The organism is Streptomyces sp. NPDC042102 (assembly GCF_055582305.1).
The window spans coordinates 1-26,402 of sequence record NZ_JBVJDL010000021.1 but is presented as its reverse complement, the minus strand read 5'-3'; the positions used below and the strand labels follow the sequence as shown (position 1 = coordinate 26,402).

Sequence of the window (26,402 nt, the reverse complement as noted above, 5' to 3'; positions counted from 1 at the left end):
CGGGTATTGGAACTGTCTGAATGCCTCGGCTGGGCTGCAGGGTTACTGAGGGAGCTGTAGCTCCTGCGACGTCTGGTCGGCGTCGATGTGGAGTCCGGAGCAGAGCAGGTTGAATGCCTGGACTGCCGCTGTGGCGACGCTGTCGCGGGCGTTGGTGGGTGGCTCGCCGGACAAGATGCGTTGTTGCAGTTCACGCAAGGCGGCCCGGTGGGTGCCGGCGATGGCCCCTGCGAGGAGCCTGAACATCGAGTGGTTGCCCTGGTTCCATCTGGTGGAGGTTTTCGGCGGGTGTTCGGCCAGGGCGGTCGCCAGCACGGCCTCGGCGCGTTCGCTGATCTCGCGTTCGCGTGCGCGGAGTGCGGTGCTGTCGTGGATGACCTGCCAGAACCGGGGCGCGTCGGGGTGCAGCCCAAGTGCGGGGTCTTCGTGCCGCAGGGCGGTCAGCAGGTCGTCGCGGATGGTCTCCACTGGGCAGGCGCTGGGTGCACGGTCGCGTACCAGTGTGGCGAGATGGCCCTCTACTTCTGCCTGGCGATCGAAGAAGAGATCTTCCTTGGTGGAGAAGTAGTTGAACACGGTGTTCGTGGAGACACCTGCGTGTCGTGCCACCTCAGCGACCGTGACCTGGTCGAAGCCGTGCTCCAGGAAGAGGGGCAGGGCTGCGTCGGCGATCGCCGTGCGGGTCTGCTGCTTCTTGGTCTCTCGAAGGCCCATGCCCAGATGATAGTGTCACTACAAATTTGTAGTGACACCAAGATTTCTGGGGTGGGGTAAGCATGACTTTGCACTTCGGTATCTATCCCGGCGGGATCCTGGGCGACGACCAGGGCATCGTCTACCCGGTCCGCCCGGATGTGCCGGACCGCATCATCGAGGCGCTTGACACGCTCCAAGGCGACACGGCCAGCCTGTCGGTGCGCGCCTACCACTCGTTCGCCACGACCGTGACGCCGCTGGAACCGCCCACGCCCGCCGATCCCGCGACCTATCTCCAACGGGGCCGCAAGCTGGACCTCGTGCTGCAGTTCCGTGAGCCGACCGGCGAGTTGGAGGGGTGGCGGGAGTTCGTCCGCGAGGCCGTCCGCACCGGTGGGCCGAACCTGGCATCCGTCCAGATCTGCGAAGAGCCCAACGCCGACCTGCTCGTGGTCGACGGCAGCATTCCCAACGTTCTGAATGCGCTCATTGAGGGGGTTGTCGCGGCCAAGCAGGAGGCCCGGGCCCTGGTGCGCAGTGTGGCGGTCGGTTTCAACGCCGTGCCGACCTTCAACCCGGCCGACACCTTCTGGTCCGAGCTCGGCGCCCTGGCCGACGACCGCTTCCGGCAGAGCCTGGACTACGTCGGCCTGGACTTCTTCCCGGACGTGTTCCGTCCCATCGCCGCTGAGCAGTTGGCGGAAGCGGTCACTGCGGTCCTCACCGCATTCCGGCGCACCGACCTTCAGAGGGCCGGCATCCCCGGGAGCGTCGCGATCCGCATCTGCGAGAACGGCTGGCCCACCGGCCCGGACCGCAGCGAGCAGCAGCAGGCCGCGGTCCTCGAAACCGTGGTGCGGACCGTGGCCGGCCTCTCCGCCGACTTGAACATCGACGGATACTCGTTCTTCGCCCTGCGAGACGCCGACAGCACCGCCGAGGGGCTCTTCCACCGCTTCGGCCTGCTGCGCGACGACTACACCCGCAAGGCAGCCTTCGAAACATACCGGCGTCTCATCAACGAGCTGGGCAGTCCGCCGGTCGCGCCGCACTGATCACCGGAGGCCAGGTACGTCTTTTCCTTGCTGGAGCGAGCGGGGGGTTCGCTGGCTGATCTCGGCGGCGTAGTTGGCCCAGTCGCCTGCGGAAAGCCGCTGCCAGGCGACGGCGACATCTGTGTGGATGCCCAGGGTGCGGGCGAGGATCACGGCGGGGATCTCGGTGGCGAGTTGGAAGAGCGCCGTGCTGCGGGCCTGATTGGGACGGATCCCGAGCCGGTTCAGCCGCTGCGTCAGCTGTGTGGTGCTGATCGGCCGTCCAGGCTGTCCGCCGGGGAAGAGCCATCGAGACGGTGTCAGGGCGCCGATGGTCGCGTGGCCCTTGCGGTTCGCCACGACGGTGCGGGCGAGGTGGGCGACGGCCTCAGGCAACTGGACGGGGGCGTCGCCGAGGTGGAGACGTACTTCCTGGACGCCGGCCTCGACGTCCTCGGTGGTCAACCGGTGGATCGCCGACGGCCCTTGGGCGTAAAGGAGGAGAAACAGTCCGGCGAGGCGGTCTTCGGGCTTGAGGGTGTCGTCGTGCAGGAGCCGGCGTGCGGTGTTCCAGCGGTGTTCGTCGTCGAGCGGCTGTGTGGGGCCGTTCCAGCGGATGGCAGGACGTGGACGGTGGTGAGCTTGTTGGTGCGGGCCCAGCGGATGAAGTGCCCGGCTGTGTGGCGGTAGGTGGCGGAGTCGTCGGTGAGCCACCGGTCGAGGTGGCCTCGCACCACCGGAGGAACAAGGCGACACCCTCGGCGTACGCCTTCGTCGTCGTCTCCGCCCGCCCCCTAGCCAACCGGGTCTCCTTCAAAAACCGGTCAGCTGCCTTGACGACCTTGTAGTCCTCGTCGACCACCGTCCAGTACCGACTGCCTGAGGGCAGGGCCACAAGAAGTGCCCGCACTGCCGCTTCCTCTCCACGTACCGATCGCAACGATCTGCCGCGGAGCCACACCCCCAGAGAACTCGCCGTGCGAGGCGTGCCGCCGGGCCCGGCGGGAACAGTTCGCGGCCCGCCCCTGACCGTGACCGCCCCCACACCACCGCCCGTATCGATCACGCTGCTCCTGCCCGATGGGCAGGAGATCGAGCGCGTACGGCTCTACGAACGCCGGCAGCGCGAATCGGGCCTGTGGATGTACCGCATCGGCATCCCCCTCTGGCAGACCGCCGCCGGCGGCGGCACCGAACCAGTGGAGTACACGACGTGGGTGACCTCCGCGCAGCTGCGCCCGATCCCCGGCGTGGACCCGGGCGTCGTACCCCGCCACGGCAGGCCCGCCACGACCACGGCGCCCGCCGCCCGAGTGGGCCTGGCTGCTGGACGGCCGCACCCACGGCCGCGCCGCGACCGTCCACGCCGAGGGTGCCGGCTGGCCACCGACCGGGCGCGGCCTCTGGGCCATGGCGGCCCTCGATGCCCTCGCACGGCCCGGAACGGCGGCGTGCACCGGGTGCGACGCCGCCGAGACCCTGCTGCCGATCCTCCGCCACGGCCAGGACGACGGGCACGACCCTGGGGACCGACCAGAGCAGCAGGTCAGACGGTCGGGGACCCGGTGTAGTCGTGGCGGCCGTAGCCGTGGCCGTCGCCGTGCCAACAACAGCCGCCCAACTTGAGCCGGTGACAGTCGTCCCGTCCTGGCTGACACCCATCCAATGCCACCGCCGCACCCATTCACACCTGCCGGGTGACGACCCTTCACACGCTTTGTTCGGCGCTACGGAGCAGGGGTGAACACCACGTCAGTGGAGCCGCAGCCGGCCGCGATGTCCAAGAGCCTGTCGCGTTCGGCCTCGTCCACCGTCAGGCCCCACCGGAGCTTGGTCGCGGTCCACTCCGCGGTGTACTCGCACAGCACCACCCGCGAGCCCGACGGCGGCAGCCACTGAGACGGATCCTGATCCGCCTTGCTCCGCTTCGACCGGGCTGTCACCGCAACCAGACTGGACTCCTGGCCCAGGTCGTTCGCATACGCCTCACGCCTTTGTACGGTCCATGAACTGGCACCCGAATCCCAGGCCTCGGCCAACGGGACCATGTGGTCGATGTCCAGTGCCCCGGCCGACGCCACCCGCTGATCGTCGTAGTACGACCACCAGACACCCCCGATCAACGTGCAGCCCGGACCGACCTCGGGCGCCTCAATCGCCTCCTGGATCAGCACCTCCTGACGGGTGTTACAGCCATCCGACGGGTTCACGCCACCATTCCAATGCCGGAAGCTAGTCCGCTGATAGCCGGTCCGGTCCTCAGCCGCGACCGACAGCACGGACACCGCAACCCCCATCGGCAGGACCTGCGGCACCGCGGGCGCGGCGTCCGCCGCGTGCGCGGCATGCGCGGGGAGGGACAGGGCGAGGGCAGCGGCGGCCGCGGTGGCGGCCCACATCATCATGATCATCACGGGGCGGTTGTACCGGCCACCCCCACACCGGCAACAGGCCCCCACCCAGTACTTCACCCACACGGCGCGACCGATTCACCGCCGAAACGCCACTGCACCCCGACCCCGTGCCCCCAACCGCCCCACCGCCAGCGCACACTCCCCCGAGCCTACTGCGTGCACCGGATCCCACTACCGGGATGCCACTCCACCACCGGCCCGACCACGTCCCCGTGTACGGCGCACCAGAACACCGAGACCACGCCCCCGATCCTCGCCTCGGCACGCGAACGCCGCCCAAACGGCCACATCAACCGCTTCAAGCCCTACCTGCAACACCGCCTACGCGGCGGCGCGACCAACGCCGCAGCCCTGTTCCGCGAGATCCGCGCACGCGGCTACCGTGACAGCCGCGTCGTGGTCACCACGTACATCGCAGCCCTCCGCGCTGGCACCGCCGTCCCCGAACCACCGCGGCCGATCCCCAGCCCCCGCCGGATCACCACCTGGACCATGCGGCGCCCAGAGAGCCTGACGACTGGGACGCTGTCGTCGGCCTGACACTGCCCTGGAGCTCCCGCGCCGTCGAAGGCCACGTCACACACATCAAACTGATCAAACGCCGGTCATACGGGCGGACGTCCTTCGCTCGCCTGCGGACGCTGGTCCTCGCTCAGCCGCCGTGAGCGTCAGAACGGCAGAACCCACTCGCGATCGTCAACCGCCTCGGATACCGCCGGCACGGCGGGCTGCCGAGAGCCGCTGGAGAGCGGTCGGCCCGCTTCAGAGCCGCTGCCCAGGCCCGATGACCGTGAGTCCCACCTGCTTGGCGAGCCAGTGCGCGTACGGCTCTCTCGTCTGGACGCCGTCGAAGATGGCGCTGCGGACATGGACAAGGATGGTGTGGTCCTCGGCGGGCTCGTCGAGTTCGCGGGTGCGGGTGTTGAAGAGGAGCGTCACCTCAGCGTGCTTGGACTCTCCGTGGAAACCCGCCTCGGGCGCGTCCGGCCAGCACAGCACCTCCCAGTTGATCCGGCCCACGTTCACGCCGATCGCCGCCGTGAAGGCATCCTCGATGCTGCCGACCGGCAACTCACTCAGCCCGCACTCCACCGGCAGCCGCCCTTCGTACGCGGCCGGGTCGGCCGGCAGACCCGGCCCCTGCACGCCTTTCACCAGCGGGAGCCGCTCCTCCCGCGGCACCCCGCCGAACTCCTCATACTCCGCCTGCCCCTGGAACCATGCCTCGGGCAGCTCCTTCGCCACACGCCGCACCTCGGCCACGGAACGGAGCTCTGCGTACACGGAGACGTCGGAGTACTCGCACCGACCGAACTCCATGAGACGGCGCGCGGTGCTCAGGGCGAGTGCGAGGTCGGGGGTCCGGAAGACGGGGTAGGCGATGTCGCTGGACATGCGTGCACTGTGCCACGGCCCGTCGTCGCAGGTCATCGCATTCTCGGACGATCGTGCGCGCGGCCGCCCGTGGCCCGCCGACACGAGCGCTCAACCCTGCCAAATTCCTGACGCTCAACCGTCAAAATCCCGCACTTCAGCCTCAACGCGGCCGCCACCCTTCTACCAGACGGCACCGCGGCCTTCACGGGATGCAGAAGAAGACGCGGAGGTGACCCCCCTCCCCTTCAGCCCCCTCACCCCGCCACTCCTCGACAGCCCGGAGGTGCTCTTCTCCGCCACCTTCGACCTGACACCAGCAGTGGCCTGCCAGCAGTAACCGCCCGGGTCCCGTCCACCAGGCAGCGGCGGCCGGGACCCGGACCACGCCCCAAGCACGGCTACAACGGGCGATGCGTGTCCGCCAGGTGCCGATTGCGTCGCGCGCCAACTGCATGCGCTGGCTCTCCACGCGGTGCAGGCGCTCGGCGACAGCGTGGTCGCGTCGATCACGTCGTCGACGCTCTCGTGCTCCCAGGTGTCGAGCATCTCGGCGAGCAGTGCGTCGCGGTCGGCGAAGTACCCGTAGAAGCCGCCCTTGGACACCCGCAAAGCCTTGGCGCGCCTCGACCGCACCGCGTCCACACCGCCTGCGGCCAGCGCCCGCAGTCCTTCCTCTACCCACTTCTCCCGCGGTGTGCACAACGCGCCCATCTGTGGCCTGCCTCACCTTGTCAGACCGGTTGTACGGAGCCGTATAGCAGGTCTAGTCTCGCGTTATACGGCATCGTATAATTCGAGAGGGGACACCGTCATGTCATTCGGTTTCGTTGCCTTCCACTACCCGGCCCCCGAGCATGTCGAAGAGTTCACCGCCGAGTGCCACCAGGTCGCCGAGGTGATGCGGCAGCAGCCCGGCTTCCTGTCCGTCGGGGTCTGGTCCACCCCGGACGGCGACGCCGTCGTCACCACCGGCGCATTCGAGTCCGAGGAGGCCTTCCGGGCGACGGCCGGCCTCGCCCGCGAGATGGGCGCGACGCCCGACGGCCTGAGCGACCTGGAGGTCAGGCCCCGCGAGGTCCACTTCCTTGTGTCGCGGTAGAAACGCCGCGACCGATCAGCACTCGGCTTCGCCGCAGCCACCCGGCGCTGCCGCATCCCGTCCACACCAGCCGCTGCGACCACACCCCCCTCACAGGCGCCACCAGCAACTCCGTAGCGCGAGCGCACCCCGGGTCGGGGAGGTGCTGGTGCTCCGGCAAAGAGCGGGGTTGCCAAGGGGGGTGTCAGCCGATCGTGAGGAACGAGGTCCAGCCATCCTCGTCGGAGGCCGGGGTCCAGCGGACGCTGTCCCGCTCGCCTGCGTAGAGGCGCTGGACACCGTCGGTGCCGACGGCCCAGATGTCGGGGATCCCGTCGCCCGTGGCATCGGGGGTCCCGATCACCTTCGGGAGGGCGGCCTTGCCCCAGCCGGTTGTGGCGTAGGTGTGGTCCTTCGCGTCGAGGGCGGCGCCAGCGGTGCCGATCGAGGTCAGGTCGACTCCGCCGCCTGTGCCGGGCTTGCCCTTTCGCAGGGCCAGGCCGCGGTTGGGGTCGGCGTCGTCGCGGAAGAGCAGGTCCGGTACGCCGTCGCCGGAGACGTCGCGGACGCCCACGATGTCGCGCTTGTTCCAGCCGGTCGCGGACAGGCGGCGGGCCTCGGCGGAGGTGCCGCCGCTGTAGCCGGTGAAGGCCCAGAAGGCGTCGCCGATGCGGGCGAAGGCGTCGGGCAGGCCGTCACCTGTGACGTCCTCGGTGGTGATGATCTGATCAAGGGTCGCGGGGTCCGGGGCGCCGTCGGGGAGCAGGATCTCCATGCGTCGGCTGGTGCCGAAGCGTCCGGCTCCGTCACCTGGGTAGACGTACAGTTTGCCGTTGGGCATGCGGGCGATGAGGTCGGTCAGGCCGTCGCCCGGGAACCAGTCCGTGGAGTGGCTGATCAGGGCGGACTTGCCGGAGGTGTCCTTCCAGTAGCCCTTCGCGACCGGCTTGTCGCCGTTGATGGCGCCGGGCATCCAGGCGTCGGTGTCGCCGAGGGAGTCGCCTGCGTAGGTGCGCAGGTCGCCGGCGGAGTCTATGGCGAGGATGTCGGGGAGGCCGTCGCCGGTGACGTCGCCGGGTTTGTCCAGGCCCTCGCGCGGTCGTACGTAGAACAGGTAGGTGCTGGGGAGGGAGAGGTTGCCGGCCTTGCTCCTGGTTTGGACGTAGAGGACGTTGGGGCCGGCGGTGTCCACCTTCAGATTGATCGATCCCAGCGCGTTGGCGGTGTCCCAGACCTTGGTCTTCTGGTCGAACATGGGCCGGTTCAGGCTCCACTGGAACTCTTCGATGTCCTCGGCCTTGGCGCCGTTGCCGAGGATCTCGATCCACTGGTCCGGTGTGCCGGCGGGGTTCAGGCTCCAGTGCTCGCCGTCGGGGCCGGGTTCGGGGAAGTGCGTGGAGCGGACGTCCGGGCTGGCGGGGATGGTGTGCTCGACGGTGAAGGTGCACCAGCCGCTGCTGCCGGAGTCGAGCGGTCCGCTGCCGTTGGACCACCAGCCGTCGGTGTCGATGGTGCGGGCAAGCCAGTAGTACTTGCGGCCGGAGGTGAACTTGTCCCAGGTGAGTTTCTCGGTCGCCACGCCGTCGGTGGTCGGGGTAAGAAGCTCGGTGACGACCTTCTGGCCACTGGCGGCGTCCCAGATCTCCAGCTGGATGTGCTTGAGATAGGAGGGGCCGTTGGGGTCGGTGCCGTCGGGGTCGCTGCCCTTGATGCGGAATTCGAGGTCCGTCTTGCCGATGCCGGTGCCCGATCCACTGGTCACGCAGGCGCCGCCCGGCGAGGTGCTCATGTCGGCCGCGCGCGGGACGTTGGGCGGCTTGTTGTAGACGATCTCCAGCACCGGGGCGTTGGTTGGCGCGGGCCGCGGGACGACGTCGTCGACGTCCGGGTCGTAGACGGTGCCCGGACCGGCGGCGGCGAGCAGCGCGGCGATGCGCTCCCACTCCGCGAGCTCCGCCGGGCCGCGGACCCCGGCGGCCAGGTCCTCGTACCGGGACGCCTGCCGCGTGTCGAACCGCGCGTCCTCGAGGGCCGCCGTGACTGCGCCGGCGTCCATGCCCTTCGCCCGGCGCCGTACGACACGGCGGCCGATGCGGGCCGGGTCGACCGGCTCGCGGGGCGCGGCGACAGCCGTGGGGAGCGGGCGGCGGGCAGTGCGCCGGGTCGGCCAGGGCGTGGTCATCATCGGCCTCGCAATCGTGGCCCGGTATCAGGGAGCGGGCCGCCGCCAGAGCGTGTTCGGCGGCCCGCCGAATTGAGCCGAAGCTCAGTAGTTGTCCCCGGCAGAGCCGGCTGACGTGGTGAACGAGACCGAACGAAGCAGCGCGGTTGTCACCAGTGAGGCACGCGGCTTGTCACACGTGCTCATTCGACAGCATTTCTGCCACCAGCACGCGACTGGCTCCGTTCACAAGAAGGGCTGCTCGTCGGGCTACGGCGCCGTTGATCATTCCACTGTCAGCAAGAAGATCACTGTGGCCAAGCAGAGGAAGAGCCCGAACGCTACGGCCACAAGTAAGAGCGTGACTGCGACACGAGCAGTCCACACGCCCCAGAACTCTGTCCGCCGACCGTCGGGAGTGTCGGTGCGCCAGTCCGACGGGATGTCGACGCTTCCCTCGGCGATGGCCAGCGCGGCCCTGCGCACGTCCCCTGGGTGGAAGTAATGGAAGGTCGGCTCCGCTCCCCATGTGCCCCGGCTTTCCCCGCCGACCCTGCGGACGCGGACATCCGCACGATAGGCGACACCCGGCAGCCAGTTCTTGCGCACCGGCCACAGCTTCGCGACCTCGTCACTGCTGAGCCAGGGCTCCTCCTCGTGCGCTGACTCCGGTGTTCCCGGATCCGGTGTGTTCGGCATGCTTCCCCCTCGATGCAGCAGGCCTCCAGTACACATCAGCTGCCCTGCACGCTGATAGAGAGCCTGCGGCATGGTGCGACACGGGACAGAGCCAGCCTTTCCGGACCGTCAAGCACACGCGCGCGACACCGACACACCGCCGGAAGGGTGCAGGCCTGCCGCCAAACCGCCCGTACGCCACTACGCCTGTGTCAACAAGCCTGCCTGTGTGACAACTATCGTGCTTCGGCTCACTGGATGTACTGGCACGCCCGGCACACGCACCTGCAGGAGCGACCGCTCGGACAGTGGCCCCCCAAGGCCGGTACCGCCCCGGCGGCCTGCTGCTGGTATGGACCCTGACCGGCCTGTCCTGCGTCGTGGCCGCCATCACCGTATCCGCACGCCGAAACCGGGCGACCGAGCGGCGCCAAGCCCCGCCCGTGGGCTGGCGCCCCTTCCACAAGCCCTTCCCGGAAGCAGCAGGCCTCGCGGCCCTCGGCCACCTCGCCGTGGCTTGGCCGCTGGGCCATCTGAGCGCCGGGTCCACCGCCTTCAGCGCCCTGTCCGCCGCCATGTGCGGCTCGGCACTCTGCTACCTGCTCACCGGCCTCACCCCCGCGTGGTCCGTCCGCGCCGGCTGCCTCTTCGCCATCTGCGGCGCGGCCCTCTCCGGCTCCCTGTCGACCTGACCCTTCCCCGCCCGATGGTGGTGATCCACTTCCAGTGCGCGAACAGCCTCGGGTACTGCTTGGTGACCCTCAACCACGCCTGCTGTGCCTTCTTCCTTGCCCGCAGCCGCTTGTACTTCGAACGGACCCAACGCATCAGGTAGGCGTTGATGCATGTCAGGAGCCGACACATCCTCGACCGGTCGAACCTGCCAATCAGTTGCCGGTTTGGTGGGTGGTTCTGTCACGGGAGATCTTCGATGTGGTCCTGGCCGACCGTGGCCCTCAGGCTCGGCCGTTCTTCCTGGCCCGCACGTCGGCGGCGGCGAACGGCAACCCGGGCAGCAGCAGGGTCAGTGCCACCCACAGCGGCAGCTCGAACAGCACCCCGCCGCCGGTCAGCCGGTCGGTGAGGAGCGCCGCGGGCAGGGCGGCGGCGAAGGCGACGGCCCAGCTCCGGCGTATGCCGAGGCTGCCGCGCCGCAACTCCCAGACGACGGTGGCAGTGCCGAGTACCGCCCAGAAGGCGAGGTAGCCGGGGGTCACGTCCAGGCTGGTGGTCCACCGGGTCACGTACGAGATCAGCAGGACGCAGCCGGTGACGAAGCACCCCAGGGACGCGGTGCGCAGCACCCGGCGCGGGAGCGGGGCGCTTGCCCGCGCCCATGCGGCGGCGAAGGTACGGACGTCGCCCCCGATGACGTCCTGCGCCGTACGGCCGGCTGCCTGCGCGTCCTCCAGGTGCGCGGAGAGCTCGTCGAGCATGTCCCTCACAGACGCGTCGTCGATCCCCCGGTACTCCCAGTTACTGCGGCAGGCGGCGAGGATCTGCGCGTTCGTCATGGTGTGGTTCCCCCGTGGGTTCCGTGGCGGTCAGGATGCGGCCCACCTGCCCGGCGAAGGCGAGCCATTCGGCCCGGCCGCGACTCAGTTCGGCGTGCCCTGCCTCGGTCAGGCGGTAGTACTTGCGCGGGGCACCGCCGCTCGGTGACGGAGCGCGGTAGGAGGAGATGAGCCCTGCCCGCTCCATCCGTGCGAGCAGCGGGTAGATGCTGCCGTCACTGACCAGCTCCAGCCCGCCGGCGGTGAGCGCCTCGGCGAACTCGAAGCCGTACCTGGGCCGTTCGGCGATCAGCGAGAGCAGGCACAGGTCGAGCACGCCGCGCAGGAGCTGACTGCGCCGCTGGTCACCGGCTGCGGACAGTTCCTTTGTCATGCGGTACAAGATAATCAACAAGTACCTTGCACGGCAAGAGACCAGAGGGGCGCCTGGTCCGGGCAGTGGGGACCAGATCCGCAGCCATTAGCGGTAGCCCATGTTCCGCTTCTCCTCGGAACAGGCTCTGGCCACATGAGCCTGGGATTGGAAGGGGAAAGGGCGCGACTCCCGGGAAGTGTGACTTTCGGCCTTGGGGACCAGGTGCGCTCGCCTACTGCGGCGCTCATCTCTGCTGACTGACAGTGCGGATCCGCCAGGTGAAGCCCACGGGTCACCTTGTGCCCGTCGACAGCTGCGGCCAGGTGCCAATTGGCACCTGGCCGCAGCTTCCGGAGTACCAGGCCGAAACGCCCTGGCGGTACCAGGTGATCGGGGCGGCCGCCGGTGTATCCACGCGGCAGCCCGGTGAACCGCCCCTCCCCGAGGGACGTCGCTGCCGAGACATGGCCCAGTCCTCCTCACCGTTCCCGCCTGGTGCCGCCGGCTGCGATCTCAGACGACCACGCGGTGCTCCATGGACCCATATCGAGGCTCTGCGCCGACCTCTCGAGCCTCGCCGGCCTCCGCCCTCACGCGCCTGCGCTACGCGCGTGGATTCGATTAGCCGGAAGGCTCATAATCACTCAACCAGGTGACTGTTCCCGGCGCTTGATGCGTACATCTAGAGGACTGACCGCAGCCCTCGTCCTTTCACTGGTCGGTGCTGGCATTGGAATAGGTATGGGAGTGATGCCGAAGGCATCCGCTGGTGTTCAGCCAAGCCCCTTCCCGAGCTGACAGCCAGAACGACGCCAGCCGACGGACAAGATCGAGATCAGTGGTAGGAGTGCCAGCCCCCGAGACGGGCCAGGAGCGAGCGGGCCGCGCCTGGGTCCAGCCCAAGCCCGGCAGCGACTTCGCCGGGATCGACACCCTGGGCCCGGACAGCCGCTTCCTGGCCAAGGCGGGCAGCCAGGACTTCCAGGGCACGGGCTGCCTTGGGCGCGACCACCGGCACGTAGTCCACCAACTGCTCAACGGCCGCTTCGACCTGCTCCAGAAGGGCCTGAAGCCCGACAGGCAGAGACACGGTGGTCTCCTCGACCCGCACAGTATGCCCGCGCCATTCCTCCCGACACCGGTCCGCATCCCGCAGGCCGGCCTCACCGAAACGTTCCCCGCCCATCGCCTCCCAGTCCAAGCGGCGCTCCTGGCCCGTCCAGCCGCATGAGCACGCCGCGCGCAGCGCCCATGCCCTGGGCCGCACCGGCCAGTCTCCGCCGTCGTAGACACTCCAGTGCGCGACGTCCCGGCCATACGCCGATGCCCCATCGAAGTACACGGCCGGCGGAACACTCCCGTCCTCCAGAAGCACGCCCACCCGACCCTCGTGAGACCGGCCGAACTCCTGCGTCTGCCATAGCTCGTCATCAGCCACAGCACACCTCCCGATCCCTCCAGCCCACCCGGAGCGGCGGACTCCGCGACCAACCCTGCCTCACCGACCGGCGGTCCCGCCCCACAATCCGCAGACCTGACCCGACCCGGTGCCGCACACCCTTCCTTCCCCACAGCAGCACACCCGGCGACGCACGGTCCCAGGCATCGCCGCTGACTTCCGTCTTGACCTGGACTGGCTGGCCGACGCCGCCTGGGCGTACGTCAGCGACTCGGTGTGGGAGCCATCGCCCCGCCCGCCCGGAACGACGGCGCCGGCGGTATGGCGACGGTGGCCGACGCGCTCGTCGAGCTCCTGGCCACCCTCGCCCGCCGCCAGCACGAGCACCCGCCGTCGTCCGGGACGCCGGGGCCATCAGCAGCCTCGACCCCGTACGCCTCCTCCGCGCCGACATCACCGAAGCCGGCCTACCGCCGCACAGGCCGCGCTGGAACTGGCCCTGTGCTTCCACCACGCCGTCCAAGATGGCCCCGAGAAGGTCACCGCGGCGGTCTCCCGGCTGTGCGACCTCACCCGCGGCGGCGACTACGCCTACTACGTCGACATCGCCCAGTTCATGGCCGACATGCCCCTCGTTCAGGCTTCCGGGGCCCGGTGGCTCGACAGCGAACAGCGCACCCGCGACCGGTGGCGCGGCCTGGTCATCGCGCGGCAGACGTACCTGGACGCCAGTCGCTGAACCATCGGCGGAGAGCTCCTGAAACGCGGTGCGAGGGCGGCGGCGGGAACGCGGTCCGGGTGGACGGCGAGACACTCCTCGGTTCGCGGTGTGGATCACTGGACCTGGGGTCAACGAGGCACTCCGCGGGAATGTTCCGGTTCGCCGCCCGTTCGGCAGGTCACCTCACTGAGGAGGGCGGGGTGCAAGGACGGCCGGACACGGGCAGACGGACCGTCAGGCGGGCGCCCCGGGGGCTGTCGGTGACGGACAGGGTGCCCTGGTGGAGGGCGGTGATGTGATGGGCGATGGCCAGCCCGAGGCCGGTGCCGCCGGTCTGCTCGGTACGGGAGTCGTCGAGACGGGTGAAGCGTTCGAAGATGCGGGTGCGGTGTTCCGGCGCGATGCCGGGGCCGTCGTCGAGCACCTCGAGCACGGCCTGGCGGCGCTCCGGGTCGTGGCCGAGGCTGACGGTGATGCTCCGCGTGGCATGGCGTACGGCGTTGTCGAGGAGGTTGGCGAGGACCCGGGCGAGGAGCGCCGGGTGGCCGTCCACCAGCAGGGCCCCGGGCCCCGCGGCCGTGGTCAGGCGGAGCGGTGCGGGCGGATGGCGGCGGGCGGTCTCCTCGCGGACCAGCTGGGCGAGATCGACCGGCAGGCCGGGGCGCCGGAGCGTGTCGTCGCCGTCGAGGCGCGCGAGCAGCAGCAGATCGGTGGTGAGGTGCTGCAGCCGCATGGTGTCGCCCAGCGCTCCGCGGGCGACGAGCGGCCAGTCGGCGTTCTCGGGCCGGGCGAGGGCGATCTCCAGCTCGGCGCGCAGCGCTGCGAGTGGAGTGCGGAGCTCGTGGGAGGCGTCCGCGGTGAAACGGCGCTGCTGTTCCACTGCCCCCTGGAGACGGTCCAACGTATCGTTCATGGTCTGGGCCAGCCGGGCGATCTCGTTGTCGCCGCGCGGTACGGGCACCCGTCGGTCGAGCTGGTGCGCACTAAGCTCCGCGAACCTCGTCCTGATCGCCTCCATCGGCCGCAGCACCCGCCCGACCGCGAACCAGGCGCTGGCCGCCACGAGCGTGGTGACCCCCGCCACGCCCGCGCCGAGCCTCCACAGGAAGGAGTTCAGCTCCTCCTGCTCCGGCCCCAGCGGCCTGACGGTGAACACCACGGTCCGGACCCGGGGGTCGCCGATCGTGGCCATGCGGAACGGCTGCGGCCCCTGCGCGGGGTCCGTCCACGGCCGCAGAGAGAGCGATCCGCCGCGCGCAGCCCCCAGCCACTCCGTCCACCCCTGTACCGAGGACGGCTCGCACCACTGCCGGAGGGCCTGCCGGGCCGCCTCCGGCGGACCGGGTTCCATGGCGCGCGCCTCGCAGGTGGAGAGTTCCTTCGCCTGGTTGGCGGACCGGTCAGCGGCGGCCTCGGTGGCCTCGCGCGCCTCGCGCAGCAGCGAGTCCCGCAGCGACACGGCCGCCACTGCGGCCCCCGCGCCCATGGGCAGGGCCACCAGAACGGCCGCGAACAGCGTCACCCGGGCCCGGATGGTCAGCGACTGCGGCCGGCGCCGCAGAGCCTGCAGGGTCATCCACGGATCCGCTCGTCGTCCACCCGGTAGCCGGCACCGCGCACCGTGTGGATCGTGCGCCGCCCGAACGGCGCGTCGATCTTGCGGCGCAGTGCGCTGACGTAGACCTCGACGACGTTCACGTCCCCGTCGAAGCTGCGGTCCCACACGTGCTCCAGCACCTCGGTCTTGGCGACGACCTCGCCGCGCCGCCGCACCAGGTACTCGAGCACCGAGAACTCCCGGGCGGTCAACGGCACCAGGGAGCCCCCGCGGTAGCAGCTCCGGGTCGCCGGGTCCACCTGTAAGTCCCCCAGCTCCATGACGGCCGGCCGCTCCCGCTGGCCCCGGCGGACCAGCGCGCGGAGCCGGGCGACCAGCGCGACGTAGGAGAAGGGCTTGGTGACGTAGTCGTCGGCACCGGTGTCCAGCCCCTCCGCCTCGTCCAGCTCGCCGTCCTTCGCCGTGAGCATCAGGACCGGCACCCACACCCCGGCCTCGCGCAGCCGCGCACAGACCCGGAATCCGTTCATCCCGGGCAGCATCACATCCAGGACGACCACGTCGTACTCGTTCTCCAGGGCCAGCTCCAGACCGCGGGAGCCGTCGTGAGCCACGTCCACCGCGAAGCCCTCCCCGGTCAGCCCCCGCCTGAGCAGCTCCGCCAGCCGCCGGTCGTCCTCCGCCACCAGAATCCGCATGGCTCCAGCATTCCGCAGCGCGGCTGAGAGCAACCTGAAGTCCCCTCAGGAGCCTTCAGCATTCGCTCAGCCGCCCCGTGCGAGCCTCGTCACCGCGCAACCGAGCAACCGCGTACGAACGACAGCGCAGCCGTACAACAGCGCAGCCAACAGCCCGGCCGCGCAGCAGCGCGCGGGCCCAGGCGCCGATGGGTTGGGGGTCGTATGGGACGTTGGAGAAGAATCCTTGCGGTGCTGGCCATGGCCATGGCGGCCGCGGTCCTGCTGGCCGGCCTGACGGCGGCACCGGCCCGGGCCGACCCGGCGGGCACGGCGGCGGCACAGGCCGCCGACGCGCCTCCGATCGACCCGAGGAACGGCAACTGGCCGCAGTGGACCTTCCACGCGGGCGGAAACTACGACTTGGTGTTCGACGCCTACCGGTCCGGCGGCCAGGGCAGTCCCGCGCAGCTGTACAGCCGGACGGGCAACTCCAACCAGGTGTGGTTCATGGAGGGCGGCGCCGAGGCGTACCTGCACCCGGGGTACGACCGGTGGCTGTGCCTCGGCCGCACCGCCACCGACTGGGGTGCCGCGGTCGAGGTCCAGAACTGCAACGGCGGGGCCCTGCAGCGGTGGAGCGTCGTCCGCTACGGCGGCCAGTACCAGATGCTCGTGGCGTGGGACAACAACGGCTTCTGCGTCGACGTGCCCAACAGCAACTTCGCGATGAGGCAGAAGCTGCAGATGTGGGGCTGCAACAGCTCCTGGGCGCAGATCTGGCCGGTGGCCCGCTGCCACGGCGACGGCTGCGAAAGCCAGAGCGCCTCGGAACAGGACTGCCTCACCGCGGGCAGCCGCATCGTCAGGGACATCTCCCAGGGCGATGAGCGGGTCTATCTGACCTGGTCCCAGGGGTGTGAGGCCATCTGGGCCACGGGCAAGCGGACATCGGCGGCCTCGATCTCCGGCTCGGTCGACCTCCATCGCTTCACCCCCGGCTACGAGCACATCATCACCCGGACGGCCCGGCCGGGCCGGTTCGTGAGCACGGCCATGTTCGGAACGTCGGTCGGCGACCGGTCCTTCCAGGGCTGCCTCGACCGGGACGGGGTCCCCGACCACCGTCTGTGCACCACGGTCTTCTGAGCGCCACGCAGTCAGGAACAGGGCCGTCGGGGCGCAACCGCCCCGACGGCCCTGACCGCGATACCACCCACCGCCGGGGGCTCCCGTGAACCGCACCAGCCGAACGACGGCCCCGAACCGTGTCCACAGCCGTGTCCGCAGCGGTCCCCGCAGCCGTCTCCGCCGCCGCGGCAGCCGCCCGCTGCCGGTCATCGCCGTCCTGCTGGCCGGGCTCCTCACCGGACTCGGCCCGCCGGACCGGGCCACCGCGGCCCCCGCCCCGCCGGAGGCCCCAGGTACCGGCACATTCGGCGAGGCCGAGCAGATCCGCGACCGTGAACGCGACCAACTGCTGGGCCGGGGCTGGCGGACCTCCGCAGACCGGGCCTGGACCACAGCAGGGGACGCCTCCGGGCTGCACGTCCTGGCCGCCGACGCCCGCAGCGGATACGGCTGGCGCACGGTCGCCACCCTGTCCGAGGAGGGCTTCGACACCGACCGGTGGATCGGGAACGCCTGCCTCACCGAGTCCGGCCGCCGGCTGATCGTGGCGTACGCACCCCGCGGGTTCACCAACCGGGAGGCGCTGTTCGCCCGCGGCGCCTTCACGGCCGCCGTCGACCTGGACACCGGCACGGTCAGGAAGCTGCCGGTCATGTCCTCCCTGGCGTACTACAGCCCCGGGTGCGGAGCGGGGGAGTCCGCCGTCATCACCCAGTCCCACGACGCGGACGCCTCCCGGACCCGGCTCATCCGGGTGGACGGCGCCACGGGCACCGCCCGGCCCCCCGTCACCCTCGAAGGACAGATCACCTCGGCGGTTCCGGTCGCCGACGGCGGCATCGTGGCCGCCGACGTCAACCGCCTCGTCCGGATCGGCGACACCGGCCGCCGCTCACCGCTGGCCGCCGCCGGCTCCGTGCCCTTCCGACTCGCGGTGACAGCCGACGGCGGCGTCGCCTTCATCGAGCGGGACGGCGGCACGGGCCGCGTGAAGCACCTCCCCGCCGAAGCAGTGCGCCGCGGCGCCACCGCGGCCGAGCCCGTTGACGTCGCCGAGGGCCCGATCGCCGGACTGGACCTCGTACGGGGTGCCCGCGGCGCGGTGTTCGTCACGGGCACCGCGAACCCGGCGAAGTCCGCCGCACCCGTGCGGGTGCTCGCGGCGCCCAAGGGATCCACCCCCTCGCTCAACGGCGACGTGGCCGTACTGACCCACCCCGCCGGAGCTGCGGGACCGCGTTCACCGCAGCCCGATGCCGGCGGGGCGCAGCCGGTCACGGGAGAACTCATCGTGACCGGCACCGGGAAGAAGCAGGCCTTCACGCTGCGGCCCGGACAAGGGCCCGGCGGCGGACCACGGCCCGGGCAGGCACCCCACCCGCGCCTCGCGCCCCCGGGCGCCGCACCCCGGCCGGTGCAAGCGGCCGGATCGCCGACCGACCCCGTCGAGGAGGAGCGGACCTGCTCCGTCCCCCGCAACGACCCCCGCAACCAGGCCGTCCAGCCGAAACCGCGCCAGGTGGAGTGGGCCGTCGACCAGGCCGTGCGCAAGGTGCTCACCGTGCAGCGGCCGGACAACTGGAAGGGCCTCGGCATGCCCGCCTACACCCCCCAGGGCCTCTTCCCGCCCGTGGAGCTGGCGGGCGGCGGCTTCGTGCCGGCCCAGATCCTGCTCGGCATCGCCAGCCAGGAGTCCAACCTGTGGCAGGCCACCGGGCGGGCCATGCCCGGAGTCACCGGCAATCCGCTGATCGGCAACTTCCACGGCCGGGACGTCTACAACTTCAACGAGGTCGACGACTGGGACATCCGCTGGGACAAGGCGGACTGCGGCTACGGCATCATGCAGGTCACGGACCGGATGCGGCTGGCCGGCCGGGAACGGCCGGACGAGGTCGCGCTGCCGTACCAGACCCAGCGCGCCGTGGCCCTGGACTTCGCCGCGAACGTCGCAGCCGGCCTGCAGATCCTCCAGCGGAAGTGGAACGAGACGCGGCAGGCCGGCCTGGTGATCAACCAGGGGCAGCCGCAGTACCTGGAGAACTGGTACTTCGCCCTATGGGCCTACAACTCGGGCTTCCACCCCGACAAGGGCGACGGCTCCCCGTGGGGCGTCGGCTGGCTCAACAATCCGGCCAATCCGCACTACCCGGCCAACCGCTCCGCGTTCCTGGACACTTCGATGGGCGACGCCGCGCATCCCCAGGACTGGCCCTACCAGGAGAAGGTGCTCGGCTTCGCCGGACACCCCTTGGAGCTCCCCGAGGCGCCCAACACCTACGTGGCCGCCTTCCGGCCCGCCTGGTGGCCGGGCGACGCGACGTCGAGCGCCGTCAACCGGAGCCGGGTGCAGCCGCCGCCGACCACGTTCTGCGACGCGAGCAACGACTGTGTTCCCGGAGGCTCGTATCCCCCCGATGCCGGGGACGTAGCCGGCGAGCCGGCCGGTCCCTGCGCGCACAAGAACGCGCAGGGCCGGTACGACCTGCGCTGCTGGTACCACGCTCCCAAGACCTGGAAGACCGACTGCCCCACCACCTGCGGCCGTGAACTCCTGCGGTTCGATCCCGGCTACGCCTATCAGACCGACGGCGCCTCCTACCCGCCGTACTGCACCACCACCGGCATTCCCCCGAACGCCGTCCTGATCGACAACGTCGCCGACACCGTGCCGTCGATCAGACCCGACTGCCCCCGCACCTGGTCGAACGGAGGAACGTTCACACTGGACTTCGGCAGCGATCCGGCGGGGCTCCGCCCGTCGAAGGTCGACTTCCACCAGTTCGGATCCGGGTTCGGCGGCCACTTCTGGTCCGCCCACACCCGCGGTCCCGACTACATGCCCGAGGGCTACGAGGAACGCCTCAAGGTCACCGCGGTCTGGAAGCCCGCCCAGCCGATGCACGGCTGGACACGGATCAAGGTCTTCATCCCGGAGACGGGCGCGTGGACGCGACAGGCCACCTACCTCATCGACCTGGGCAACGGTCGCAGCCGCCACCGGGTCGTCAACCAGGCCAAGCAGGGCAACGGCTGGGTGGACCTCGGCGTGTTCCCGCTGTCCGGCCCGGCCGCCCTGACGCTGCGCACCGACACCCCCGACGGCCGCGGCGACCACAGCATCGTCTTCGACGCGGCCCTGTTCATCCCCACATCGAAACCCTCCGCCTTCTACGTGGCGATGGGCGATTCGTACTCCTCGGGGGAGGGCCTGGCCCCCTACCAGCCGGAGAGCGACTACGAGCGCTCCAACGGCCAGGAGAACCGGTGCCACCGATCCCGGACCGGCGCCTACCCCACCCAGGTGACACTGCCCGGGCACACGAAGACGATCGCGCAGGAAGCCGCCGAAGGCACCGCGAGCTTCGCCTTCATCGCCTGCTCGGGCGCGCAGACGACCAACATGACCATCACCTCCTACGACCTGCCGCCCCGGGACACGGCCGGCCACACCGACTGGGAGGACCTCGGGCTCGACTCCTCCAAGTCCTTCTACGGCGAGCTGCCCCAGGTCGACCAGGGCTACCTGGACGAGGACACCTCTCTGGTGACCCTGACAGCGGGCGGTAACGACGTGCGGTTCTCGGAGGTCATGCGGACCTGCCTCGTCTCCCTCGACCACTGCTTCGGCGACGACCACAAACTGACCCGGGACAACGGGGTCGTCGACCCCGAGCTGCTGCGCTGGTACGAGAAGTGGCTGATCCGCGAACGCCTCCCGGCCCACCTGAAGGCGACCTACCAAGCCGTCCACGACAAGGCGCCCAACGCCCGGATCATCGTCCTCGGCTACCCGCAGCTCTTCCCCGACCGCCCCGGCGATCCGACCGGGACGTGCGTCGGAACCACCTTCGACGAACAGCACTTCCTGAACGTCCTCGCCGAACTGCTCAACATCACCATCGCCAAGGCCGTGGACGAGCTCCACGGGCAGGGGATCGACATCACCTTCATCAACTCCACCCAGCGGTGGCGGGAAGGAGTCGGCAAGTGGCCCTGCACCAGTTGGACCCAGGCCTACCGGTGGTCGAACCCGGGCATGCTCGACGGCACCGCCGTGGACCCGGCCAGCTTCCACCCCACCGCCCTGGGGCAGAGCCAACTCGCGGACCTGGTCAACACGCAGCTGCGGGGCCGGAGCAGCCCCGAGGCCGTCCAGCAGCGGATCCTCGCCTACGTGGCCAGCCGTCCGGCCGGCATCGAACGCTGGACCGTGACCGCGGACCAGGCAGCCGCGGCCGCCCGGTTCTGCCTGGACCTCACCCGCCGGGGCGGCGTCGTCGGCGATCCCTGCATGACCACCCGGATCCTGTTCGTCAGCGTGCACGACGCTGCCGGCGCGGCCGTCAACGACGCGGAGGCCCTGGCGAAGAACCCCCTGTGGGTCCAGCAGAACTACGTGAAGAGCGCCAACAAGCGCCTGATCGTCCCCACCCGGCGGTGGATGGACAACGCCGCCTACCAGCAGGCCGTATGTGTGAGACCACGGGTCCCGGCCGGCCACCAATGTGATGAGTTCCCCTTCTACACGAGCGAACTCGGAGCGGTCTGGGACAGGATCGACCACTACGAAGTCGTACGGGGAGCAACGACCCATCCGTCGGAGAGCTCGAGCCAGTTGAAGATGATCCCCGCTACCGAGAACAGGCGCGAGGGCACCGTGCTCCGGAACATGACCTCGGTCTGCTCGATGACCTCCGGCACCTACGCACAGGTCGGTACCACGGGTTACTGGGACACCGCGACGCTCGGCTCCGCCTATCTGACCGTCCCCGTCAACACGCACGGCCACCAGACCGAGCCGCAGACCTTCTACGTCTGCTGAACCGTTCACGGGACCGGGGCCGGCCATCGGCCCCCCTCTCCTTGTGGCTCTCCGCCCAGGGCCGGATCGCGCGCTCGAATGGAGCCAGAACGTGTCGAGTTCCCGCCAGACCCACCCCGCTGCCGAGCAGCCGACCACCGCACCCGCGACACCCCACCCCGTCGACGAATCCCGACCCCTCGGCCGGATCCTGCTGTTCGGGATCCAGCACGTCCTCGTCATGAACAGGACCAGCCTGTCGTGTCGAGCGTTGCGGCCAGACTCGCCGTAGCGTTCGCTGTCCCTGCCGTCACACGGATCGCGGTGGGCACGTCCAGCCCGGACCACCTCACCGAGCTCGCCTCCGCCACCAGCATAAAGGCCAGCAAGGACACGATCCGTGCCTACCGGGCCCTGCTGGCGGCGCGGGCCGGACGCGGGAAGGAACCTGCGCGTGCAGCCCACAATGGATGACCTGTCGACCGTCGAGCACCAGGACGTCCTCGCTGAAGCCGAGAAGCGCACCGGCCTCATTCTCGACCGCGACCGCGGCCACTACTTCCGCTACAACGGCACCGCCGGGTTCCCGACGTCCGCAGGCACATGGCTGCGTCTGGCGTGAACGCGGCCCGGCTCGTTGTCGGCCCAGGGGTGGACGGGGCTGGAAGCGTCCGTCGCGATCCAGGCGGTGCCCCGGCCGGAGGGGATCGCGGGGGCGATGTGGCACGACCGCGGCCGCGAGGTCGTCTGGCGCGCGGACGAGATGGGGCACGCGCCCGCCGCCGCGGTCTCCCCTATCGGCACCCTCGACCGCGATCCGGGCCTCACCGACGCCTGGTGGGCGGACCTGCGCATCGCGCTCCGGAACCTGTCCGGGCACGACACGAACCGGGTGGCTCTCGACCAGGGGCACCTGTCCGGCAGGATCAGCGGGGTGTACGGCGCCGAGGTCGACACGACGATCACGCAGTGGGCGTGCGCCCATGGCGATGTCGGGTGGGCGAACCTGACCGGTACGCCGCTGACCTTGCTGGACTGGGAGAGCTGGGGACAGGCGCCGGTCGGCTGGGACGCGGCGTGTCTGTGGTCGGCGTCGCCTCCGCCGTACACCGGTGCTCCCCGCCGACGCGGGGGTGAACCGCCACTCGTGCTCCCGAGTCATGTGATCGACGAGTGCTCCCCCGCTGTCGGGGTACGGGTGAAAGGGCTCAGCCACGTACAGGTGAATGTGCCCAGTTCCTAAGGTTATGAGGGCGGTGCACGGCACTCTGCTGCTGTCCGGTTCGTGGACGAGGGCGACTCAAGTGGTCTGGGATCCGCTCCAGGCGTCACGAGGAGGGCTCGTCACCGTCGCCTCAGTCCTGCTCCGGGTGGGGTCTCTTGACGGCGTCTTCCGGCACGCTGTGCGCGGACCTTGCTCACGTACCCCACCATCATCGTTACTGGGAGTCCACCGGCCAAGAGGAGGGCGAAACCCACCGAGATCACCCCCGTCCACACCGACGGTGAGACGTACGCGGTGCCGCCCGCCATCCGCGCACGTAACGGATAGACGCTGACATCCTCCTCCTCGACGTCGACCTCGAACGACGATCCGCTGCCGTCCGGCGTGAAGGAGGCCGAGCAGTACGACGAGCTTCCCGGTGAGGTGCTGGGGTTGTTGTACGTCCGGCATCTACTTTCAGACACGGTCCCGGACTTGCCCCACAGCGCCGCCCGTGCCTCTCCGGTGAAGCCAATCAGCACTAGGCAGGACAGAATCAACCCGGCCAGACAGACCAGAGTCGGCCTCAGTCTGAGCCTGACGGTGTTATCTGGACGATTCCCTCTTCTCGGTGACTGTGCGGATGGGTAGTTGGGCATATGGTTCCGGCCGTGCGTGTCGTGAAGGTGATGGATTCGGAGCCTGGCAAGCCGCAGGTACGTCTGGTCGACGCGTCCGGCGAGCCGGTACGCGAGGTTGATGAGTTCCTGCGACTGCTGGCTGTTCGTGCGTACTCGCCGCACACAGTGCGGGCCTACGCCTATGACCTGCAGAAGCTGTTCCTGTTCTTGAGTGAAGTGGGGCTGAGTGCACAGGAGTTCACGCCGTCCCGTGCGATGGACTTCCTGCAGTGGCTGCGGCTGGTCTCCTCCGCGCGGCGGGCTCAGCGCCTGGAGTTGGGCGTCGCCACCGACGAGGGCCGGGTGCTGTCGGCGAAGACGTGCAACCGGGTCATGGCGGCTGTGTCCTCGTTCTACGAGTTCCTGATCGCCAGCGAGTGCTACTCCGGTCGGGACAATCCGATCGTCAAGGTCGTCGATCAGGCGGCTGCCCGAGTGCCGGGACGGCATCGGCCTGCGCTGGACAACGCCGCTCGGCAGCAACCGGTACGTCGGGTGCTGCGGGTCAAGACCGTCGAGGCGATGCCGCGGCCCATGTCGGCGGAGGTCTATGCCGCGCTGCTGGCTGAGCTGCGTACCAGCCGGGACCGGGCCTTGCTGGAGGTGATGTGGGAAGGGGGTCTTCGTCCCGGTGAGGTGCTGGGGCTGCAGCTGGAGGACATCTCCTACGGCCGGCGCCGAGTCACGGTGCGCAAGCGTTCCGATCACCCGCGGGGAGTGCAGCAGAAGTCCCGACGGGACCGGGTCGTGGACCTGCTGGAAGGGCGTGCGCTGCCGGCGTTGAACGCGTACGTGATGCACGAACGTCCCGTCGATGTCGACACCCCGTGGGTCTTCCTGGTGGGAGGGCGGGGCAAGCGCCGTGACGAGGCGCTCAGTTATGACGGGCTGGTGCGGATGTTCGCCCGGGCCGCGACGCGGGCCGATGTCCGCGATGCCTGGCTGACGCCGCACAGCCTGCGCCACACCCATGCCACCCGGATGTTCGAGGGCGGGATGCGCGAGCTGACGCTGATGACTCGGCTGGGCCATGCGACGCCGGACTCCATGAAGATCTACACCCGGGTCAGCGACCCCGAGGTCATCAAGGACTACCGCCAGGTGATCGGAGAGGTGACGCCGTGAGCTCGATCGTCCCGCTGCCGGCCTCATCGCCGGCCCCCGATCCGCGCACGCCGCGTCACTGCCCGATGCGGGAGTACGCCGCGTTCATCGCCGAACTCGACGTCAGCGAACCCCGAAGGCGTCGGCACGCCTCCTCCCACCAGCGGTTCATGCACACCTTTCCTGACCTGACCACCTGGTTCGCCCAGCCGCTGCGGCAGCGTCTGGGCTGGCGCAACGGTGAGGACCAAAACCGCCGCACCCGCCCTGACGCCGACTTCGATGCGACCACCGGATGGATCAACTTCCACGCCCGCCACTACGTGATCTACCTGGGCTTGACCGGCCGCCTGCGGCTGGACTGGGGATGGCTGCTGGGCATCGGCGTGCTCAAGCCGTTCCAGGTCGCCGATCAGCTGGGACTGCCTTTCCGGGAACACGTCAACGATCTGCAGGAACAGTTGATCGCTCTGGGGCACGCCCACTCCCGAGAAGACTGGCGCCTGCCCTGGGCCCTGATCCGGCTGGTCCTGCACCGCGGTGATCCGGACATCTCGGCGATCAACGCCGACGACATCGAGGAGATGCGCCAGGCCGTCCGGCACCTTCAGCGCGTCCCGGGCATGGACCAGGTCATCGATCCCCACCGGTTGCCCACCGTGCAGTCGGCATGGGGCACCAACGCCTACCGAGCCGGGCTGGCGCTGTTCCACACAGGCGTCATCGGGCATCCGCCCCCACGGATGCCCGCCGCTCCGCGCCTGCTGCTGAGTTGCAAGCCGCGTATCAACGCCGTGATGGAACGCTTCCTGGCAGAACGAGCCCTGGTGCTGCTGCCGGAGAGTATGAGCAGCGCCCGCGGCGGCCTGCGGCGCTTCGGGCTGTGGCTGGACACCGAGCGACCGCACATCGACCGTCTCGACCAGCTGAACCGGGCCGACGCGGTCGCCTTCATGGAGAAGGTCAACCGGCTGCGGAAGATGAAGCACCCGGCCGAGCCGCTGAGCCCGGCCTACCGGGCCGGCATCATCTCCACCCTCGCGGTCTTCTTCCGCCATGCCGCACTTGGCGAATGGGACGACGTCCCGACCCGACCGCTGATCACGGCCGCGGACATGCCCCGCCGCATCGAGAAGGTTCCCCGCTTCATTCCCGAGCACCAACTCGAACCGGTCATGGAACGCATCCGAGCCCTGACCTGCCCGCTGCAGCGATGCGCGCTGCTGGTGGCCCGCTGGAGCGGCGCCCGCCGGACCGAGATCCGCAAGCTCCATCTGGACTGTCTGGACGCCTACCCCGACGGCACCCCCCGGCTGCGGCTCGCGGCCGGCAAGGCCCTCAAGGAACGCACCGTCCCCGTCCACGAGGAGGCGGCAGATGCCATCCGCACCCTTGCCCAGCTGCGGCACAACCAGCACGACCGGGGCATCTACGATCCCGACCTCGGGCAGCCAGTGCGCTACCTGTTCCTGCGCAACGGCTGCCTCGCCCACCCCGACTATCTGTTCGCCGACCCCCTGGGCCAGATCTGCACAGAACTGGGGATCCTCAACGGCGAAGGCAAACCCGCTATCCACGCGCACCGCTTCCGGCACACCCTGGGCACCCAACTCGCCGAGAAGGGCGCCCGCATGCAGACCATCATGAAGGTCCTCGGGCATAAAAGCCCGGGCATGTCGATGACCTACACCCACATCTCGGACCCCAGCGTCCTGGCCGACTACCAGTCCGTCCTTCAACCCGGCGCCGTCATCGCCGGACCGCTCGCCGAAACCCTGCGCGCCGACCAGCTCGATCAGGACGCACTGGACTGGCTG

At 69.8% G+C, this 26,402-nt stretch carries 20 protein-coding genes; 9 read left to right on the top strand and 11 right to left on the bottom strand.

Annotation, left to right across the window (positions count from 1 at the left end):
* Window positions 1–42: 42 nt before the first annotated feature.
* The gene (locus tag ACZ6KO_RS34310) at window positions 43–714 is read right to left on the bottom strand and encodes a TetR/AcrR family transcriptional regulator (RefSeq protein WP_469307896.1); all 672 of its coding nucleotides are present in this window, start codon (window positions 712–714) and stop codon (window positions 43–45) included.
* Window positions 715–776: 62 nt separating this feature from the next.
* Between ACZ6KO_RS34310 and ACZ6KO_RS34305 the strand changes: the two genes are divergently transcribed.
* Entirely contained in the window at window positions 777–1,751 is a 975-nt protein-coding gene (locus ACZ6KO_RS34305) for a hypothetical protein (protein ID WP_469307895.1), read from the top strand.
* On the opposite strand, the gene ACZ6KO_RS34300 is transcribed toward ACZ6KO_RS34305, so the two are convergent.
* From ACZ6KO_RS34300 to ACZ6KO_RS34290, 3 genes are all read right to left on the bottom strand, one after another.
* Complete coding sequence (locus ACZ6KO_RS34300) at window positions 1,752–2,195, bottom strand: hypothetical protein (RefSeq protein WP_469307894.1); 444 nt, start codon at window positions 2,193–2,195, stop codon at window positions 1,752–1,754. It lies immediately after the preceding gene.
* 1,262 nt (window positions 2,196–3,457) lie between these two features.
* Window positions 3,458–4,141 carry an HNH endonuclease family protein gene (locus ACZ6KO_RS34295; RefSeq protein WP_469307919.1) on the bottom strand — a complete coding sequence of 228 codons (684 nt, stop codon included), beginning with the start codon at window positions 4,139–4,141 and terminating at the stop codon, window positions 3,458–3,460.
* A 765-nt stretch (window positions 4,142–4,906) separates the two neighbouring features.
* Entirely contained in the window at window positions 4,907–5,539 is a 633-nt protein-coding gene (locus tag ACZ6KO_RS34290; protein WP_469307893.1) for a hypothetical protein, read from the bottom strand.
* A 793-nt stretch (window positions 5,540–6,332) separates the two neighbouring features.
* Between ACZ6KO_RS34290 and ACZ6KO_RS34285 the strand changes: the two genes are divergently transcribed.
* Window positions 6,333–6,620, top strand: coding sequence for an antibiotic biosynthesis monooxygenase family protein (locus ACZ6KO_RS34285; protein WP_469307892.1), 288 nt, complete (start codon window positions 6,333–6,335; stop codon window positions 6,618–6,620).
* Window positions 6,621–6,804: 184 nt separating this feature from the next.
* Here ACZ6KO_RS34285 and ACZ6KO_RS34280 read toward each other — a convergent pair whose 3' ends face one another.
* Both ACZ6KO_RS34280 and ACZ6KO_RS34275 read right to left on the bottom strand, forming a co-directional pair.
* Complete coding sequence (locus ACZ6KO_RS34280) at window positions 6,805–8,784, bottom strand: FG-GAP repeat domain-containing protein (protein ID WP_469307891.1); 1,980 nt, start codon at window positions 8,782–8,784, stop codon at window positions 6,805–6,807.
* A 261-nt stretch (window positions 8,785–9,045) separates the two neighbouring features.
* Window positions 9,046–9,459: a hypothetical protein gene (locus ACZ6KO_RS34275; protein WP_469307890.1), complete on the bottom strand. Its 414-nt coding sequence runs from the start codon at window positions 9,457–9,459 to the stop codon at window positions 9,046–9,048.
* A 287-nt stretch (window positions 9,460–9,746) separates the two neighbouring features.
* Here ACZ6KO_RS34275 and ACZ6KO_RS34270 point away from each other — a divergent pair, with 287 nt between their 5' ends.
* Window positions 9,747–10,130, top strand: a complete 384-nt coding sequence (locus ACZ6KO_RS34270; protein WP_469307889.1) for a hypothetical protein — start codon at window positions 9,747–9,749, stop codon at window positions 10,128–10,130.
* A gap of 264 nt (window positions 10,131–10,394) precedes the next feature.
* Here the strand turns inward: ACZ6KO_RS34270 and ACZ6KO_RS34265 are convergent, their stop codons facing one another.
* The 5 genes from ACZ6KO_RS34265 to ACZ6KO_RS34245 all read right to left on the bottom strand — a co-directional run bounded on the left by ACZ6KO_RS34265 (window position 10,395) and on the right by ACZ6KO_RS34245 (window position 15,683).
* Window positions 10,395–10,952 (bottom strand): hypothetical protein, encoded by a 558-nt coding sequence (locus ACZ6KO_RS34265; RefSeq protein ID WP_469307888.1) that lies wholly within the window; start codon window positions 10,950–10,952, stop codon window positions 10,395–10,397.
* Window positions 10,915–11,325, bottom strand: a complete 411-nt coding sequence (locus tag ACZ6KO_RS34260) for a PadR family transcriptional regulator (protein ID WP_469307887.1) — start codon at window positions 11,323–11,325, stop codon at window positions 10,915–10,917. The genes ACZ6KO_RS34265 and ACZ6KO_RS34260 overlap by 38 nt, the downstream gene beginning before the upstream one ends.
* Window positions 11,326–12,142: 817 nt before the next feature.
* On the bottom strand, window positions 12,143–12,745 hold the full coding sequence (locus tag ACZ6KO_RS34255; RefSeq protein ID WP_469307886.1) for a hypothetical protein: 603 nt from the start codon (window positions 12,743–12,745) through the stop codon (window positions 12,143–12,145).
* Between the two features lie 860 nt (window positions 12,746–13,605).
* A complete protein-coding gene (locus ACZ6KO_RS34250; RefSeq protein ID WP_469307885.1) occupies window positions 13,606–15,003 on the bottom strand; it encodes a sensor histidine kinase in 1,398 nt (465 codons plus the stop codon).
* Window positions 15,000–15,683 carry a response regulator transcription factor gene (locus tag ACZ6KO_RS34245; RefSeq protein WP_469307884.1) on the bottom strand — a complete coding sequence of 228 codons (684 nt, stop codon included), beginning with the start codon at window positions 15,681–15,683 and terminating at the stop codon, window positions 15,000–15,002. Before ACZ6KO_RS34245 ends, ACZ6KO_RS34250 begins: the two co-directional genes overlap by 4 nt.
* 231 nt (window positions 15,684–15,914) lie before the next feature.
* Here ACZ6KO_RS34245 and ACZ6KO_RS34240 point away from each other — a divergent pair, with 231 nt between their 5' ends.
* The 6 genes from ACZ6KO_RS34240 to ACZ6KO_RS34215 form a co-directional block, all read left to right on the top strand.
* Complete coding sequence (locus ACZ6KO_RS34240; protein ID WP_469307883.1) at window positions 15,915–16,811, top strand: RICIN domain-containing protein; 897 nt, start codon at window positions 15,915–15,917, stop codon at window positions 16,809–16,811.
* An 85-nt stretch (window positions 16,812–16,896) separates the two neighbouring features.
* Window positions 16,897–21,618 (top strand): SGNH/GDSL hydrolase family protein, encoded by a 4,722-nt coding sequence (locus ACZ6KO_RS34235; RefSeq protein ID WP_469307882.1) that lies wholly within the window; start codon window positions 16,897–16,899, stop codon window positions 21,616–21,618.
* A gap of 433 nt (window positions 21,619–22,051) precedes the next feature.
* A complete protein-coding gene (locus ACZ6KO_RS34230; RefSeq protein ID WP_469307881.1) occupies window positions 22,052–22,219 on the top strand; it encodes a hypothetical protein in 168 nt (55 codons plus the stop codon).
* A 96-nt stretch (window positions 22,220–22,315) separates the two neighbouring features.
* Window positions 22,316–22,840: a hypothetical protein gene (locus ACZ6KO_RS34225; RefSeq protein ID WP_469307880.1), complete on the top strand. Its 525-nt coding sequence runs from the start codon at window positions 22,316–22,318 to the stop codon at window positions 22,838–22,840.
* A gap of 632 nt (window positions 22,841–23,472) precedes the next feature.
* Window positions 23,473–24,606: a tyrosine-type recombinase/integrase gene (locus tag ACZ6KO_RS34220; RefSeq protein ID WP_469307879.1), complete on the top strand. Its 1,134-nt coding sequence runs from the start codon at window positions 23,473–23,475 to the stop codon at window positions 24,604–24,606.
* Window positions 24,603–26,402: tyrosine-type recombinase/integrase (locus tag ACZ6KO_RS34215; protein ID WP_469307878.1), on the top strand; the 1,800-nt coding region annotated here is incomplete at its 3' end. The genes ACZ6KO_RS34220 and ACZ6KO_RS34215, both read left to right, overlap by 4 nt.